This window comes from Bradyrhizobium sp. IAR9 (assembly GCF_013408065.1).
GTDB lineage: Bacteria > Pseudomonadota > Alphaproteobacteria > Rhizobiales > Xanthobacteraceae > Bradyrhizobium.
Genome location: NZ_JACBZW010000007.1, coordinates 217,295 through 232,776, shown reverse-complemented (window position 1 = coordinate 232,776; position 15,482 = coordinate 217,295). Strand labels below are relative to the sequence as shown.

The window sequence follows — 15,482 nt, the reverse complement described above, 5'->3', positions numbered from 1 at the left end:
CACCGTCCGGCCCCTCCCGCCCCATTGAGACCTCCCCCATTTCATGGGAATAGGGCGCCAAGACCTGTCCACGGGAGTGAGCCATGACCTACCGCGCGCCGATTTCTGACATGCTGCTGTCGCTCAATCACGGCGCCGGCCTCAAGGCTGCCGTGGAGGCCGGTCATTACGGCGATTTCGATGCCGACATCGCCGCGGCCGTGCTGGAGGAAGCCGGCAAGTTCGCGACCGACGTGCTGGCCCCCCTCAACAAGATCGGCGACGAGCACGGCATCAAGCTCAACGACGGCAAGGTGACGACCGCGCCGGGCTGGCCGGACGCCTACAAGCGCTGGACCGAGGGCGGCTGGAACGCGGTGTCCGGCCCCGAAGATTTCGGCGGCCAGGGCCTGCCGATCGCGATCAATGCTGCGTGCACCGAGATCTGGAGCGCCTCGAACCTCGCCTTCGGCCTCTGCCCGCTGCTGACGGCGTCGGCGATGGAGGCGCTGGACGCGCATGGCAGCAGTGAGCTGAAGAAGATCTATCTCGAAAAGCTCGTCTCCGGCGAATGGACCGGCACGATGCAGCTGACCGAGCCGCAGGCCGGCTCCGACGTCGGCGCGCTGCGAACCCGCGCCGAGAAGCAGGCCGACGGCACCTATCGCATCAAGGGGACGAAGATCTTCATCACCTATGGCGAGCACGACATGACCGACAACATCGTGCATTTCGTGCTGGCGCGCCTGCCGGATGCGCCCGCCGGCACCAAGGGCATCTCGCTGTTCCTCGTGCCCAAGTTCATGGTCAATGCAGACGGCTCGCTGGGGCAGCGCAACGACATCTATGCGAGCGGCGTCGAGCACAAGCTCGGCATGCACGCCTCCCCCACCTGCACCATGACCATGGGCGATCATGGCGGCGCCATCGGCTTCCTCGTCGGCGAAGAGAACCAGGGCATGCGCTGCATGTTCACGATGATGAACCAGGCCCGCCTCGGCGTCGGCCTGGAGGGCGTCGGCGTCGCCGATCGCGCCTATCAGCAGGCTTTGTCATATGCGCAGGAGCGCAAGCAGGGCCGCGCCGTCGGCAGCAAGAGCGAAGGCTCGGACGCGATCTTCGTGCATCCCGACGTCAAGCGCATGCTGATGCGGATGCGGGCGCAGACCGCCGCCGCGCGCACCATCTGCTATGCGACCGCGGTCGCGATCGACGTCTCGACGCGCGCCAGGGATCCCAAGGTGCGCGCCGATGCCGCCGCGCGCGCGGCGCTGCTGACGCCGATGGCCAAGGGCTATTCCACCGACATCGGCAACGAGGTCGCCTATCTCGGCGTGCAGGTGCATGGCGGCATGGGCTTCATCGAGGAGACCGGTGCGGCCCAGCATTATCGCGATGCCCGCATCACCGCGATCTACGAGGGCACCAACGGCATCCAGGCGATCGACCTCGTCACGCGCAAGCTCGCGGCCAATGGCGGCGCTGCCGTCTGGGCGCTGCTCGACGAGCTCGCAGCGACGGTCAAGAAAGTCGAAGCGTCGAACGATCCGGCTTTTGGCACCACGGGCGTCAAGCTGCGCGAAGCGCTGGAGGCCTTGACCCGCACCAGCAAATGGCTGCTGGAGCGCGTGACGTCCGCGCCGAACGAGGCGCTTGCCGGCGCGACACCCTATCTGCAGCAGTTCGGCTCGACGCTCGGCGGCTGCCTGCTCGCCTCCGAAGCGCTTGCCGCCAAGGCCGACGGCCTCACCGATGCGCCACGCTACGTCTCGCTCGCACGCTTCTTCGCCGAGAACATCAGTGTGCAGGCCGGCGCGCTCGAGCGCACCGTGACCGAGAGCGCGGAATCGGTCGCGGCGGCGGATGCAGTGTTGCTGGGGTAACGGACCTTGTAGCCCGGATGGAGCGCAGCGCAATCCGGGGCCGTCGTCGCTCGTGGCACGAATCCCGGATTACGCTTCGCTCCATCCGGGCTACGAGGCCACGGCCTTCGCGCTTCTCCCCGGCCGCCACAACACGACGCCCGCTGCCACGAGATCCAGCACGACGCACATCGCGAAAGCCGCGGTGTAATTGCCCGTCAAGCTCCGCACGAGGCCGACGATGCCCGGTCCGAAGGCGCTGACGACGCCGCTGATCGAGGTGCCTAATCCCATTGCGGCGGCGAAGGCGGCGGCGCCGATCTCGCGTTGGATGATCAAGGGCGGAAACGTGATCATGTTGCCGATCGAGAAGCCGTAGACGGCGCAGCACACTAGCAGCACGGCCGGGCTCGTGCTCTGCACGAGAACGAACAGCGCCGCCGCCTGGCTCGTCATCGACGCCGCGCAGGCGAGCCGGGGATCGAGCCGGTCGACGAACAGGCCGAGCGACAGGCGGCCGACCACCGCCATCGCCGCCATGATGGTGACCGCGCCGCCTGCGGCCGAGCGGCCGATCAGGGGCTCGAGAAACGTCACCTGGTGGATGATGAATCCCATCTGCGCCAGCAGCGCGATCGCGATCGGCAAGACCATGGTCCAGAACGCCGCGTTGGCGAGGAGCGTCTTGCGGGAATGGCTTGGTGCGGCCGTGCTCTCACCGGAAGGGCGTCCGCCCGAAGCCGGCGAGGTCCCTGTAGGCCAGCCGATGAAGGTCACGACCACCGGCAGCACCAGCACCATCATCGCGAACGTGGCCGCCAGCATGGCGGAGCGAAAGCCGATGCTGCCAGTCAGCGACAGCAGCAGCGGAACGAGGATGATGCCGCCGCAGGTCGCGCCGTTGAATGCGAGGCTGAGCGCCAGCCCGCGTCGGCGTTCGAACCAGGAGTTCAGCACGGTCGCGATCACCACGGTGCCCATGCCGGTCCAGCCGACCGACATCAGCGCATAGGCGAGATAGAGCTGCCAGGGCGTCTGCATCAGCGCCAGCAGCACCGTCGAGGCGCCGAGCGCCGCCAGGCCGCACAGGATCAGCGACCGCAAGCCGATGCGCGCGAGCAGATCGTCGGTGAAGATGACAAGGACGGAGGTCAGGAGAAACGAGAACGTGCTGGCCGCGGAGACCAGCGTGCCCGGCCAGCCATGGGCGCGCTGCAGCTCGGCGAGATAGACGCCCTGGCCATACAGGCCGAAGCCGAACATAAAGAAGGCCATCAGGAAGCAGGCCAGCCGACGCGCCAGCCGCGGTAGTGCAGCGAGGATTCGTCGATGCGGGTTGCGGCAATCATCAATCGGGCAATCGGATACATGGAACCGCGGGATCGTGCACCACAACCACTGGTTTTTCAAATGAAACATTGTAGCCAATTGTTGCGATGCGTTGGCGCCGAAAAGGTTGACTCAGCGCATTGGCACGCCTGCCGGATCATGTAGGCTGATGCTCGGCGAGACTCGCGAAGCGGCGAGCATCGCGGCGAGCGCAGGGGGCTCTCATGCCGAATGGCAATATCGTCGTCACCGAAGAGCGCGGAACGCGTGTCATCACCCTGCGCCGTCCGGGCAAGAAGAATGCCATCACCCAGGATATGTATCGGGAGATGAGCCACGCGATCGATACCGCGCAGAACAACCCCGACATCCGCTGCATGATCATCACCGGCGGCTCAGGCGTGTTCACCGCCGGCGACGATATCGACGATTTCATGCACGCCGACACCGCGCGCCCCGAGACGTTGTCGGAAGGCGCCAAGTTCCTCTATTCGCTCGCCCTCAACATCAAGCCGATCATCGCCGCCGTCGACGGCGCCTCGATCGGCATGGGCACCGTGATGCTGTTTCACTGCGACTACGTGCTGGCCTCGAACGCTGCGACCTTCTCCGCGCCCTACATCCATCTCGGGCTGGTGCCGGTCGGCGCCGCCAGCCTCTTGATGCCGAACACGATGGGATATCAGCGCGCCTTTGCCATGCTGGTGATGGGGCGCACTTTTTCCGCCGCGGAGGCGCACGCGGCAGGCTTCGTCAACACCGTGGTGTCACCCGGACATACCGAGGTCGAGGCGCGCAAGGTGGCGCGCGACATCTGCCGGCTGCCGGCCGAGGCGGTCGCAACCTCCCGCAAATTGCTGCGCGCTCCGGCCGAAGAGCTCACCCGCCGCATCGACCAGGAAGGCCATCTGTTCGGCGAGCGGCTCAAGTCGGAGGAAGCGGTGGCGTCGTTCAATGCGTTTGCGAACCGGAAGAAGAAGTAGCGGGCTCTCTCCGCGAGTCCAGTATCGTAGGGTGGGCAAAGGCGCACTTGCGCCGTGCCCACGACTTTTCTTCGATCATGGTCAGATGGTGGGCACGCTTCGCTTTGCTCACCCTACAATACTGAGGTTGGGGAGAAGTCCAGCACGGTTACGATAATGCTTCGTGAAATCATCGCGCGGACCGACTAGTCTTGTTCCATGCGATACCGATCCATCCTTGCCGCCCTCGCTCTCGCCTCCGCCCTCCCCGCCTCGGCCCAGACCGCCGCGCCGGTCGAGCTGCGCGTGCTCGCGATCAACGATTTTCACGGCAATCTGCGTCCGCCGCCGGGCGGCATCCGCATCAATGATCCCGAGGACGGAGCCCGGAAGGTGATGGTGGCGGCCGGCGGCGCCGAATACATGGCGACGCTGGTGAAGCAGCTGCGCGAGGGACACAAGAACACGATCTTCGTCGCCGCCGGCGACCTGATCGGCGCGAGCCCGTTCCTGTCGGCGATGTTTCACGACGAGCCTTCCGTGGAGGCGCTTTCGCTGATGGGGCTTGCGATCAGCTCGGTCGGCAATCACGAGTTCGACGAGGGCAAGACCGAGCTGCTCAGGATGCAGAACGGCGGCTGTCATCCGGTCGACGGCTGCCAGGGGCCGCATCCGTTCACGGGCGCCAAATTCCGTTATCTCGCCGCGTCCACCATCGAGACCGCGACGGGCAACAGCGTGCTGCCGCCCTACGAGATCAGGGAGTTCGACGGCATCCCGATCGCCTTCATCGGGCTGACCTTGAAGGAGACCGCGGGCATCGTCTCGCCTGCTGGCATCGCCGGGCTCGAATTCCGCGACGAAGCCGAGACGGTGAATGCGCAGGTCGCCCAGCTGAAGGCGCGCGGCGTCGAGGCGATCGTGGTGCTGATCCATCAGGGCGGCGAGCCCGCCGGCGACTACAATGAATGCCCTGCCATTACCGGGCCGATCGTCGACATCGTCAAAAAATTCGACCGCGCCGTCGACGTCGTCGTCAGCGGCCACACCCACCGCGCCTATGTCTGCGACATCGACGGACGGCTCGTCACCAGCGGCGACAAATACGGCACGCTGGTCACCGCGATCGATCTCAAGCTCGATCCTGTAACCCGCGACATCGTCAGCGCCAAAGCCGAGAACGTCATCGTCGCCAACGCCTCGCTGGCGAAGGACGCCGAGCAGACCGCGCTGATCGAGGCCTATGACAGGCTCTCGGCGCCGATCGCCAACCGGCCGGCCGGATCGGTGACGCAGACGCTGTCGCGCGTGCCGAACGAGGCCGGTGAAAGCGCGCTCGGCGACATCATCGCGGACGCGCAGCTTGCCGCGACCAGGGACGCCAAGGATGGCAGCGCTGTCATCGCGCTCACCAATCCGGGCGGCATCCGCACCGACATCGTCCCGAAGGAAAACGGCGCGATCACGTTCGGCGACGTGTTCGCCAGCCAACCGTTCCGCAACCGCCTCGTGACGATGACGCTGACGGGCAGTCAGCTCAAGGACATGCTCGAGCAGCAATGGCTGGACCCGAAGCGGCCGCGGATTCTCCAGGTATCGAACGGGTTCAGCTATGCCTGGGATGCGTCGAAGCCATTCGGCGAGCGCGTGATCGCCGACAAGATGACGCTCGGCGGCAGGCCGATCGAGCAGGCCAGCGGCTACCGCGTCACCCTCAACGATTACCTCGCAGTCGGCGGCGATGGTTTTACCGTCGCCAAACAAGGCACGGCGCCGCAATATGGCGGCTACGACGCGGACGCGCTGTTCGCGTTCTTCCGGGCGCACGGTCCGATCGGCCCGCTGCCGCTGAGTCGCATCCTGCGCGTGAATTGATCCGGATCAAACGGGCCAGAACCGGACGACCCTTTGCCATTCCCGTTCAAACGCATAGATTGGGATTTGCATTGCGTTTTGGCGCCGGATGCGCCAAGCGACGTCGAAAGCCCGGATCCATGAGGCCGACCTGATGAGCACGCTTCTCCTTTCCCACAAGGCCTGCCTCGACCATGTCACGCCGCCGGGACATCCTGAAAGGCCGGATCGCCTGCGTGCGGTGGAGGAAGCGCTGTCGCATGAGCGCTTCCAGTTCCTGGTGCGCGACCAGGCGCCGGAGGGCGATCTCGATCTCGTCACGCTGTGCCACAATGAGCACTACGTCACCGAGCTGCGCCACATCGCACCGAGCAGCGGGCAGGTCTATATCGACGGCGACACCTCGATGTCCCCTGGCACGTGGGAAGCGGTCATGCGCGGTGTCGGAGGCGCGGTGGCGGCGACCGAAGCGGTGATGGCGGGCGAGCATCGCAACGCCTTCGTCGCGGTGCGTCCGCCCGGCCATCACGCCGAGATCGGCAAGCCGATGGGCTTCTGCTTCTTCGACAATGTCGCCATCGCCGCGCGCCACGCCCAGCGCAAATACGGCATCAAGCGCGCGGCCATCGTCGATTTCGACGTGCATCACGGCAACGGCACGCAGGACATCTTCTGGTCGGACCCGACCGTGATGTACTGCTCGACGCACCAGATGCCGCTGTTTCCGGGCACCGGCGCGACGGGCGAGCGCGGCGACCACGACACCATCGTCAACGCGCCACTCGCCTCCGAGGACGGCGGGCCGGAATTCCGCTCCGCGTTCGAGAATTTGATTCTGCCGCAGCTCGAGAAATTCAGCCCCGAGCTGCTCATCATCTCCGCCGGCTTCGACGCGCATTATCGCGATCCGCTGGCCTCGCTGAATTTGCGCGCGGAGGATTATGCCTGGGTGACGCGCAAGCTGATGGATCTCGCCGACAAGTCCGCGGGAGGGCGCGTTGTTTCGGTGCTCGAGGGCGGCTATGACCTGCAGGGACTGAAAGAATCTGTTACGGCGCATGTCGGCGCCCTGATGGGCGCCTGACGACGCCCGCCACATTAAGCCCGCAAAACCCGCCTTCACTGCAAGGAAAGCGAATCGGGCAATCGGAAACGGATATGGCCGAAAATACTCAAGTCGACGTCTCCAGGCTCACCTTCGAGCGCGCGATCGAGGAACTCGAAACGATCGTGAAGCGGCTCGAGGACGGCAAGGTGCCGCTCGAGGAATCCGTGACGATCTACGAGCGCGGCGAGGCGCTGAAGCGCCGCTGCGAGGAATTGCTGCGCCAGGCCGAGGCGCGCGTCGACAAGATCACCACCGATGCCAGCGGCCAGGCCACCGGCACCGCACCGCTGGACGTGCAGTAGGAAAGCCGAGAGTTCCCGCTCAGCCTTCCGAGGGCAGGCCCCAAAACGTCATCACGGGAGCGTGGCCGCCGCCATGATTTCATGAACGCACGGCGCGATCCCGCCAACCAGCACGGTTCCGTGCAGCCGGATCGATGCCATCTGTCCGGAAATCCGTCCCTCGGGACCAAAAAAGATCTCATTCAGGCGGAAAAGCCTGCCAGGGGACCCGGCAAGGCTGGAACCCATTGTCCCGGGCCACGGTTAACCACTCTGGCCCGCCGGTTGCATCTGCATACCCCCAATCGGTCCTGCGGGTTGGCTTTGGCCCAAGCTTTGGTGTAAAGCTGCGCGGAGTGTGGCTTTTTGCAAGCCTTGCGTGGGCAGAGAATTCCGACGACAAGCGCTTCAAACTGCTAATGAAATTGGCTGGGACGGACGAAGCCGATCTAAGTGACAGGGATCACAGAGACTGAACCGGAGCGCACTTAAGCTTACCTAAGCTTGAAGACGGGGCCTTGCCCCATGCAGGTGGCTCCGACGGTTTGAGGACTCGCGCTGCGCCGATATTGTGCAAACCCATCGCGCACCGGAATGAACTTCCGGCGCTGACAAATTGGAAATCGCCGTGAACGCATACAGTAAAACGCCGCTTCTCGACACCATCCGGACGCCGGAAGACCTGCGCAAGCTCAAGATCGAGCAGGTTCGCCAGGTTGCCGACGAGCTGCGGCAGGAGACCATCGATGCCGTCTCGGTGACCGGCGGTCACTTCGGCGCGGGCCTCGGCGTGGTCGAGCTCACCACTGCGATCCATTACGTCTTCGACACGCCGCGCGACCGGCTGATCTGGGACGTCGGCCATCAGGCCTATCCGCACAAGATCCTCACCGGCCGGCGCGACCGCATCCGCACGCTGCGCACCGGCGGCGGCCTGTCCGGCTTCACCAAGCGCAGCGAGAGCGATTACGATCCGTTCGGCGCGGCCCATTCCTCGACTTCAATCTCCGCCGGCCTCGGCATGGCGGTGGCGCGCGACCTCTCCGGCGGCAAGAACAACGTTATCGCCGTGATCGGTGACGGCGCGATGTCGGCCGGCATGGCCTATGAGGCCATGAACAACGCCGGCGCGATGAACTCGCGCCTGATCGTCATCCTCAACGACAACGACATGTCGATCGCGCCGCCGGTCGGTGCCATGAGCGCCTATCTGTCGCGGCTCTACTCCGGCAAGACCTATCGCACGCTGCGCGATGCGGCCAAGCAGATCAACAAGCGCCTGCCCAAGATCATCGCCAACCGCGCCAACCGCGTCGAGGAATATTCCCGCGGCTTCATGATGGACGGCGGCACGCTGTTCGAGGAGCTCGGCTTCTACTATGTCGGCCCGATCGACGGCCACAATCTCGACCATCTGCTGCCTGTCCTGAAGAACGTCCGCGACATGGAGACCGGCCCGATCCTGGTCCACGTCGTGACGCAGAAGGGCAAGGGCTACGGCCCGGCGGAAGCGTCCGCCGACAAGTACCACGCCGTCGTCAAGTTCGACGTCGCGACCGGCACCCAGGCCAAGGCCAAGCCGAATGCGCCGGCCTACCAGAACGTGTTCGGCCAGAGCCTCGTCAAGGAAGCGCAGAAAGACGACAAGATCGTCGCCATCACCGCGGCGATGCCGTCGGGCACCGGTGTCGACATCTTCAACAAGGCCTTCCCCGACCGCACCTTCGACGTCGGCATCGCCGAGCAGCACGCGGTGACCTTCGCCGCCGGTCTTGCCAGCGAAGGCTACAAGCCGTTCTGCGCGATCTACTCGACCTTCCTGCAGCGCGGCTACGACCAGATCGTGCATGACGTCGCGATCCAGAACCTGCCCGTCCGCTTCGCCATCGACCGTGCCGGCCTCGTCGGCGCCGACGGCGCCACGCATGCCGGCTCGTTCGACAACGCCTATCTTGGCTGCCTGCCGAACATGGTGATCATGGCCGCGGCCGACGAAGCCGAGCTCGTGCACATGGTGGCGACGCAGGTCGCGATCGACGACCGTCCGAGCTCGCTGCGCTATCCGCGCGGCGAAGGCCGCGGCATCGAGATGCCCGAGGTCGGCATCCCGCTCGAGGTCGGCAAGGGCCGCGTGATTCGCCAGGGCAGCAAGATCGCCCTGCTCTCCTTCGGCACGCGCCTCGCCGAATGCGAGAAGGCGGCCGACGAGCTCGCAGCCCACGGCCTGTCGACCACGATCGCCGACGCGCGCTTCATGAAGCCGCTGGACACCGAGCTGGTGCTCAAGCTTGCCCGCGACCACGAGATCCTGATCACGATCGAGGAAGGCTCGGTCGGCGGCTTCGGCTCGCATGTCGCGCAGTACCTGACCGATCAGGGCGTGCTCGACACCGGCATGGTCAAGTTCCGCTCGATGGTGCTGCCCGACGTGTTCCAGGACCACGACACGCCGGCCGCGATGTACGGCCGCGCCGGTCTCGACGCCAAGGGCATCGTCGCAAAGGTGTTCGAGGCGCTCGGCAAGGACGTGAAGGCCGAGACGGTCAAGCTGGCCTGAGGTGGTACACCTCTCCCGCTTGCGGGAGAGGTCGGATCGCGAAGCGATCCGGGTGAGGGTTTTCGCCTCTTGGGGTTCTCGATTGCCGAGACACCCCCTCCCCAACCCTCCCCCGCAAGCGGGAGAGGGAGCGCAGTTTTCGTCGCGGTTCGCAGCTCGCCTGAATTTCTCCGAAGCAGTCAGCCATGAAAATCTATCTGGCAGGCCCCGACGTGTTCCTGCCGGATGCGATCGAGATCGGCCGGCGCAAGGTCGATATTTGCGCCGCGCACGGGCTCACCGGCCTCTATCCCCTCGACAACGCCATCGATCTCACCGCGCCCGATGCCGCGCGGCAGATCTTCTGCGGCAACGAGGCGATGATGGATGCGGCCGACGCCATCATTGCCAACCTCACCCCGTTCCGTGGCGCCGGCGCCGATCCCGGCACCGTCTACGAGCTCGGCTACATAGCCGGCCGCCGCAAATTCTGTCTGGCCTATTCCAACGACGGCGCCGCCTATGCTGACCGTGTCGGCCGCTTCATGGAGGTCACCTCCGAGGACGGGCGGCTGGTCGATGCGCAGGGGCTGACGGTTGAGGATTTCGGCCTCGTCGACAATCTCATGATGATCCATGCGCTGGAGCTGCACGGCTGCCCGCTGGTGACGCCGGCCGCGATGCCGATCGACGTCTGGCACGATCTGGCCGCGTTCGAGACTTGCGTCCGGATGGCAGCCGCGCGATTGATCGCTACATAAGCAGATCAATCGTCCCAAGAAGCGTCCCAAGACCCGTACCAAGAGCCGTACCGAGAGAGCGTGATGTCCCCTGCCCGCAAGCGCGCTGATGTATTGCTGGTCGAGCGCGGCCTGTTCGAGAGCCGGGCGCGGGCGCGCGCGGCGATCGAGGCCGGGCTCGTCACCGCCGACGACAAGCCGGTAGCCAAACCGTCGGAGACGATTGCCGAGGACGCCGTGATCCAGGCCGAGCCCGCGCACCCCTATGTCTCCCGCGGCGGCGTCAAGCTCGCCGGCGCGCTGGAACGGTATCCGATCGAGATCGAGGATCATGTCTGCCTCGATGTCGGCGCTTCAACGGGCGGCTTCACCGAGGTGCTGCTGGCGAACGGCGCGAGCCTGGTGTTCGCCATCGACGTCGGCACCAGCCAGCTGCATCCTTCGCTGCGCGACCATCCCAAGATCGTGTCGATGGAGGAGACCGACATCCGCAGCTATGAGGGCAAGCGGCTGCCGGCACGGCCCGATGTCGTCGTCATCGACGTCAGCTTCATCTCGCTGAAGACCGTGTTGCCGGTGGCGCTGTCGCTGGCGGCAGCGCCGATGAGCCTGCTGGCGCTGATCAAGCCGCAATTCGAGGCTGACAGGAAGCACAACAAGAAGGGCGTCGTCCGCGACGCCGCCGTGCACCGGGAAATCTGCGACGACATCGCCGCCTTTGCCGCTTCGCTCGGCTGCACCGACATCGAGATATTCCCCTCGCCGATCACCGGCGGCGACGGCAATATCGAATTCTTCCTGGGCGCGCGTCGTGGTTGAGCGCATCAGGATCGATCATGTCGGCCATCGCGGCGACGGCGTCTGCCTCGACGCCGGCGAAGCGATCTATGTGCCCTACACGCTTGGCGGCGAGACCGTCGAGGTCGATCACGTCGTGGGCCACCATCCCGATCGCCGCAAGCTGCTCGCAGTCGACGTCGCAAGCCCCGAGCGCATCGAGCCGTTCTGTCCGCATTTCGGCGTCTGTGGCGGCTGCGCCATCCAGCATTGGGCGGCCGAGACATATCACGCCTGGAAGCGCGGCATCGTGGTGGAGACGCTGGCCCAGGCCGGCATCGATTGCGAGGTGTCGCCGCTGGTCGATGCCCATGGCGCCGGCCGCCGCCGCGTCACGCTGCATGGCCGCTTCGGCACGCATGACATCCTCAAGGTTGGTTTCTCCGCGACGAGCTCACACGACGTCATCCCGATCCATCGCTGCCCGATCCTCGATCCCGCACTCGATGGCGCGCTCGATGCCGCCTGGGCGCTCGCCGAGCCTTTGACGTCCAGGATGCCGGTGACCAAGCCGCTGGACATCCAGGTCACCGCCACCGCCAACGGCCTCGATGTCGACGTGCGCGGCTCCGGCCCGCTGCCGACGGCGCTCGTCACCGCGCTCTCGCGCGTCGCCGAGCAGCACCGCCTGGCGCGGCTGACGCGGCATGGCGAACTGGTGCTGCAACGCCTGGCGCCGACAATAAAGATGGGCCGCGCCGAGGTGACGCTGCCGCCGGGCTCGTTTCTGCAGGCGACCGTGGCGGGCGAAGAGACGCTGGCAGCGCTCGTCGCCGAGCGCATCGGCAAGGCCAAGGAGGTTCTCGACCTCTTCTGCGGTGTCGGTCCGTTCGCTCTGCGGCTCGCAGAGAAGGCCCGCGTCACCGCCTATGACAACGACGCCGGCGCTGTCGCAGCGCTGGCGAAAGCCGCGCGCACGCCGGGCCTGAAGCCGATCAAGGCCGAGCCGCGCGATCTGTTCCGCCGCCCCCTGGTGCCGCCCGAGCTACGTGACTTCGACGCCGTCGTATTCGATCCGCCGCGCCAGGGCGCACAGGCGCAGGCGCTTAAGCTCGCCGCGAGCAAGGTGCCGGTCGTGATCGCGGTGTCCTGCAACGTCGCGACATTTGCCCGCGACGCGCGGCTGCTGATCGACGGCGGCTATCGGCTGGAGGCGGTGGTGCCGGTCGATCAGTTCCGGCACACGCCACATGTGGAGCTGGTGGCGCGGTTCAGCCGTTGAGGTCAGGCCGCTATGCCGATGGCTCGAATTGCGGCTGCCATCGGAGCAAATAGGACTGCAGCGAGCGCACCGCGATCGCCAGCAGGATGCCGACGAACATCATGACGAAGATGGCGACCATCATCTCGCTGGCATTGGCCCGCGCCTCCGCTTCGATGATGAGCTTGCCGAGGCCGCGCTCGGCGCCGATGAACTCGCCAACGATGACGCCGATCAGCGCAAAAGACACCGCCGGCAACAGCGAAGCGAACACCCAGGCGAGCGCGGACGGGATCACGACCGTCCGCAGCACGGTGAACTCGCTGGCGCCGAGCAGACGGGCGGCAGCGATCTGGTCGCGATCGACCGCCCGCGTTCCCTCGAAGGTGTTGAAGAACACCACGAAGAACACGACGAGCCAGGCGGTCGCGATCTTGGAGAGATCGCCAAGGCCGAAGATCAGGATGACGAGCGGTACCAGCGCAATGCGCGGTATCGAGTTGAGCGCCACGATGTAGGGTCCGAACACGCGGGCAAGGAAGTCCGAACGGCCGAGGACCAGGCCAGCCGCGATCCCGCTCGCAGAGCCGAACAGAAAGCCCCACCACGTATTCTTCAACGTGACGAGCGTGGCGAGCCAAAGATTGTTGTCGTTGCCCCTGATGCAGGCGGCAAAGCCGCCAGCGTCAGCGAAGCAGCCGAGCCGCAGAAAGCTCTGCCAGATCAGCGACGGCTTGGCGACAAAATAGGGATCGAGGATTTTGGGCACGTAAGCCCTCGGCAGCAACGCCTTGCTCCATTCAAAGCCCCACTGCCAGATGACGAGCACGGCTGCGAGAATGGCCAATTGCCAGAACAGAATCACGGCGCGGTTGTTGGACATGGTCAATCGACCCTGGTGCGGCGGAATTCTTCGCCGAGGGAGTGCCAGATGTGAGAATAGAGGCGGCCGAATTCGGCGCTCTCGCGCACGGCCACGGGGTCACGCGGCCGCGGGATAGCGACGTCGAAATCTTCCTTGAGACGCCCGGGCCGGGCCGAGAGCAGGATGATGCGGCTCGCGAGCGTCAGCGCCTCGCCGAGATCGTGCGTCACGAACAGCACCGTCTGCCGCTCGCGTTCCCAGATCTCCAGCAGCGTCTTGTGCATCTCCAGCTTGGTGTGGGTGTCGAGCGCACCGAACGGCTCGTCCATCAGCAGGATCTCGGGCTCCAGGATCAGCGTGCGCATCAAGGCGACGCGCTGGCGCATGCCGCCGGACAGCATGCGTGGAAAACTCTGACCAAAGCCCGAGAGCCCGGCCTTCTCGACCGCCGAAGCGACGCGGCTGGCGCGCTCGGTCTTCGGCAACCCGGCGATCTCCAGCCCATAGCCAATGTTCTGCTCCACGGTTCGCCAGGGAAATAGCGTATCGCGCTGGAAGACATAACCGACCCTGGGGTTGACCGTGCCGGTCTCGACCGCGTCCTCGTCGATCAGGATGCGTCCACCCGAGCGCGGCAACAACCCCGCGACCATGTTGAGAATGGTGCTCTTGCCGCAGCCGGATGGACCCAGCAGCGCAACGAACTCGCCCTGCTTGACCTCGAATGAGACGTCATCCACCGCCACGAACTCGCGGCCGGACGCGTTGAAGCGCTTGGCAAGCCCCTGCACGGCAATGCGGACGCGCGCTGCCGCTGTGTGATCGTAGTCGCGCGCGAGCGCAAGGCCCTGGCCCGTCGCGGCGATCATTTGTATTTCGCCCTGGCGGCCTGGAGGAAGCGCATGTCGACGACATCCTCGTATTTGGTCTCTGGAATATCCGTGCCCTTGCGGTACCAGGGCTTGGCGCCGCGTTCGAACGCAGTCTTGTCGATGACGCCGTCATAGGCCCAGGTCGACTTGTCGAAGCCGAGTTCGGCATTGACCGCGTCGGGATCGATGCCCGAGAAATATTTCGGCGTGACCAGCGCCTGCACCTCCGCGAGTGGCGCCGCCTTCACGAACGCCATCGCGCGGTAGATCGCATTGACGTAGGCCTGCACCAACGCCTTGTCCTGCTCCACCGTGTCCTGGAGCGTGTAGATCACGAGCACGGGCAGCGTGCCGCCGAAATCCTTCTCGAACACGCCCGGCTTGGACGTGTCGTAAATCGTCCTGCCAAACCCTTTCTTCTCGACCTCGACGATCCAGCTCGGCGGCGCCATGATCGCGTCGAACTGCTTGGTCTGGAGCGAGGGGAACATCGTGTTGGGCCCGCCGCCTGCGACCCAGTTCACCTTGTCGCCGAGCCCGCGCGCTTCGAACACATAGGTGCCGAACACCCAGGTGCCCGAGCCGATCGCGGTGGCGGCAACGATCGGCTTGGCGCCGTCGGCGCGCTTGTAGTCGGCGAGCTTCTCGACCGAATTGATCCCGCTGTCGTGGAGGTCCTGCCGGACCATGATGTTGGCGTAGGAGCACACCATCTCGGTGGCGAGCAGGATTTTGCAGGGCTTGCCGCGCGCGCCGAGCTGGAGCGGGTGACTGGCATCGCCGTGCGCGAACAGCGCCTGCCCTGCCGCCAGCGTCTGGCGTCCGAACGTGCCGGCATTGCCGGTGATGAGCTTTGAATCGAGCCCCTCGTCCTTGAAGTACCCTTTCAGCTCGGCGATCATGCCGATGGCGTAGACCGGTGACACCGGTCCGAACGCAAGGGAGACCTGCTTGCTTTGCGCAAGCAATCGCCCCGGCAACAGCGATGCTCCGGCCAATGCGGAGCCCGCGATCAGCGCCTGGCGCCTGGTAATGCTCATGTGCTCCTCCTCCCTC

General features: G+C 65.5%; 12 protein-coding genes and 1 pseudogene. 9 read left to right on the top strand and 4 right to left on the bottom strand.

The features are described from left to right. The first annotated feature begins 83 nt into the window (after positions 1–83). Complete coding sequence (locus GGD67_RS20530; protein ID WP_179735368.1) at positions 84–1,862, top strand: acyl-CoA dehydrogenase; 1,779 nt, start codon at positions 84–86, stop codon at positions 1,860–1,862. A gap of 90 nt (positions 1,863–1,952) precedes the next feature. Here the strand turns inward: GGD67_RS20530 and GGD67_RS20525 are convergent. Further along, a pseudogene (locus tag GGD67_RS20525) lies at positions 1,953–3,190 on the bottom strand (MFS transporter). Between the two features lie 204 nt (positions 3,191–3,394). Here GGD67_RS20525 and GGD67_RS20520 point away from each other — a divergent pair. The 8 genes from GGD67_RS20520 to GGD67_RS20485 all read left to right on the top strand — a co-directional run bounded on the left by GGD67_RS20520 (position 3,395) and on the right by GGD67_RS20485 (position 12,710). Beyond that, the gene (locus tag GGD67_RS20520; protein ID WP_179735366.1) at positions 3,395–4,153 is read left to right on the top strand and encodes an enoyl-CoA hydratase-related protein; all 759 of its coding nucleotides are present in this window, start codon (positions 3,395–3,397) and stop codon (positions 4,151–4,153) included. Between the two features lie 198 nt (positions 4,154–4,351). Continuing rightward, on the top strand, positions 4,352–6,007 hold the full coding sequence (locus GGD67_RS20515) for a bifunctional UDP-sugar hydrolase/5'-nucleotidase (protein ID WP_179735364.1): 1,656 nt from the start codon (positions 4,352–4,354) through the stop codon (positions 6,005–6,007). A 133-nt stretch (positions 6,008–6,140) separates the two neighbouring features. After that, positions 6,141–7,070 carry a histone deacetylase family protein gene (locus GGD67_RS20510; protein ID WP_026202776.1) on the top strand — a complete coding sequence of 310 codons (930 nt, stop codon included), beginning with the start codon at positions 6,141–6,143 and terminating at the stop codon, positions 7,068–7,070. Between the two features lie 74 nt (positions 7,071–7,144). Next, positions 7,145–7,396: an exodeoxyribonuclease VII small subunit gene (locus tag GGD67_RS20505; RefSeq protein WP_008132970.1), complete on the top strand. Its 252-nt coding sequence runs from the start codon at positions 7,145–7,147 to the stop codon at positions 7,394–7,396. Between the two features lie 607 nt (positions 7,397–8,003). Next, on the top strand, positions 8,004–9,932 hold the full coding sequence (gene dxs / locus GGD67_RS20500) for a 1-deoxy-D-xylulose-5-phosphate synthase (protein ID WP_026202775.1): 1,929 nt from the start codon (positions 8,004–8,006) through the stop codon (positions 9,930–9,932). Between the two features lie 185 nt (positions 9,933–10,117). Continuing rightward, the gene (locus GGD67_RS20495; protein WP_179735362.1) at positions 10,118–10,672 is read left to right on the top strand and encodes a nucleoside 2-deoxyribosyltransferase; all 555 of its coding nucleotides are present in this window, start codon (positions 10,118–10,120) and stop codon (positions 10,670–10,672) included. Positions 10,673–10,735: 63 nt separating this feature from the next. Beyond that, on the top strand, positions 10,736–11,470 hold the full coding sequence (locus GGD67_RS20490) for a TlyA family RNA methyltransferase (RefSeq protein WP_179735360.1): 735 nt from the start codon (positions 10,736–10,738) through the stop codon (positions 11,468–11,470). Then, on the top strand, positions 11,463–12,710 hold the full coding sequence (locus tag GGD67_RS20485; protein WP_179735358.1) for a methyltransferase: 1,248 nt from the start codon (positions 11,463–11,465) through the stop codon (positions 12,708–12,710). Before GGD67_RS20490 ends, GGD67_RS20485 begins: the two co-directional genes overlap by 8 nt. Positions 12,711–12,720: 10 nt before the next feature. Here the strand turns inward: GGD67_RS20485 and GGD67_RS20480 are convergent, their stop codons facing one another. Genes GGD67_RS20480 through GGD67_RS20470 form a run of 3 tightly spaced genes read right to left on the bottom strand, consistent with a single transcriptional unit; the run spans position 12,721 to position 15,466 of the window. Further along, a complete protein-coding gene (locus GGD67_RS20480) occupies positions 12,721–13,572 on the bottom strand; it encodes an ABC transporter permease (RefSeq protein WP_179735357.1) in 852 nt (283 codons plus the stop codon). Positions 13,573–13,574: 2 nt separating this feature from the next. Further along, positions 13,575–14,423 (bottom strand): ABC transporter ATP-binding protein, encoded by an 849-nt coding sequence (locus tag GGD67_RS20475; RefSeq protein ID WP_179735355.1) that lies wholly within the window; start codon positions 14,421–14,423, stop codon positions 13,575–13,577. Next, positions 14,420–15,466: an ABC transporter substrate-binding protein gene (locus GGD67_RS20470; RefSeq protein WP_179735353.1), complete on the bottom strand. Its 1,047-nt coding sequence runs from the start codon at positions 15,464–15,466 to the stop codon at positions 14,420–14,422. The genes GGD67_RS20475 and GGD67_RS20470 overlap by 4 nt, the downstream gene beginning before the upstream one ends. Positions 15,467–15,482: the final 16 nt, after the last annotated feature.

Excerpts from the sequence above, each read along its gene's own strand:
- GGD67_RS20530 (WP_179735368.1), top strand. The coding sequence starts at position 84 with ATGACCTACCGCGCGCCGATTTCTGACATGCTGCTGTCGCTCAATCAC.
- GGD67_RS20480 (WP_179735357.1), bottom strand. The coding sequence starts at position 13,572 with ATGTCCAACAACCGCGCCGTGATTCTGTTCTGGCAATTGGCCATTCTC.
- GGD67_RS20515 (WP_179735364.1), top strand. The coding sequence starts at position 4,352 with ATGCGATACCGATCCATCCTTGCCGCCCTCGCTCTCGCCTCCGCCCTC.
- GGD67_RS20505 (WP_008132970.1), top strand. The coding sequence starts at position 7,145 with ATGGCCGAAAATACTCAAGTCGACGTCTCCAGGCTCACCTTCGAGCGC.
- GGD67_RS20490 (WP_179735360.1), top strand. The coding sequence starts at position 10,736 with ATGTCCCCTGCCCGCAAGCGCGCTGATGTATTGCTGGTCGAGCGCGGC.
- GGD67_RS20520 (WP_179735366.1), top strand. The coding sequence starts at position 3,395 with ATGCCGAATGGCAATATCGTCGTCACCGAAGAGCGCGGAACGCGTGTC.
- GGD67_RS20495 (WP_179735362.1), top strand. The coding sequence starts at position 10,118 with ATGAAAATCTATCTGGCAGGCCCCGACGTGTTCCTGCCGGATGCGATC.
- GGD67_RS20510 (WP_026202776.1), top strand. The coding sequence starts at position 6,141 with ATGAGCACGCTTCTCCTTTCCCACAAGGCCTGCCTCGACCATGTCACG.
- GGD67_RS20470 (WP_179735353.1), bottom strand. The coding sequence starts at position 15,466 with ATGAGCATTACCAGGCGCCAGGCGCTGATCGCGGGCTCCGCATTGGCC.
- GGD67_RS20475 (WP_179735355.1), bottom strand. The coding sequence starts at position 14,423 with ATGATCGCCGCGACGGGCCAGGGCCTTGCGCTCGCGCGCGACTACGAT.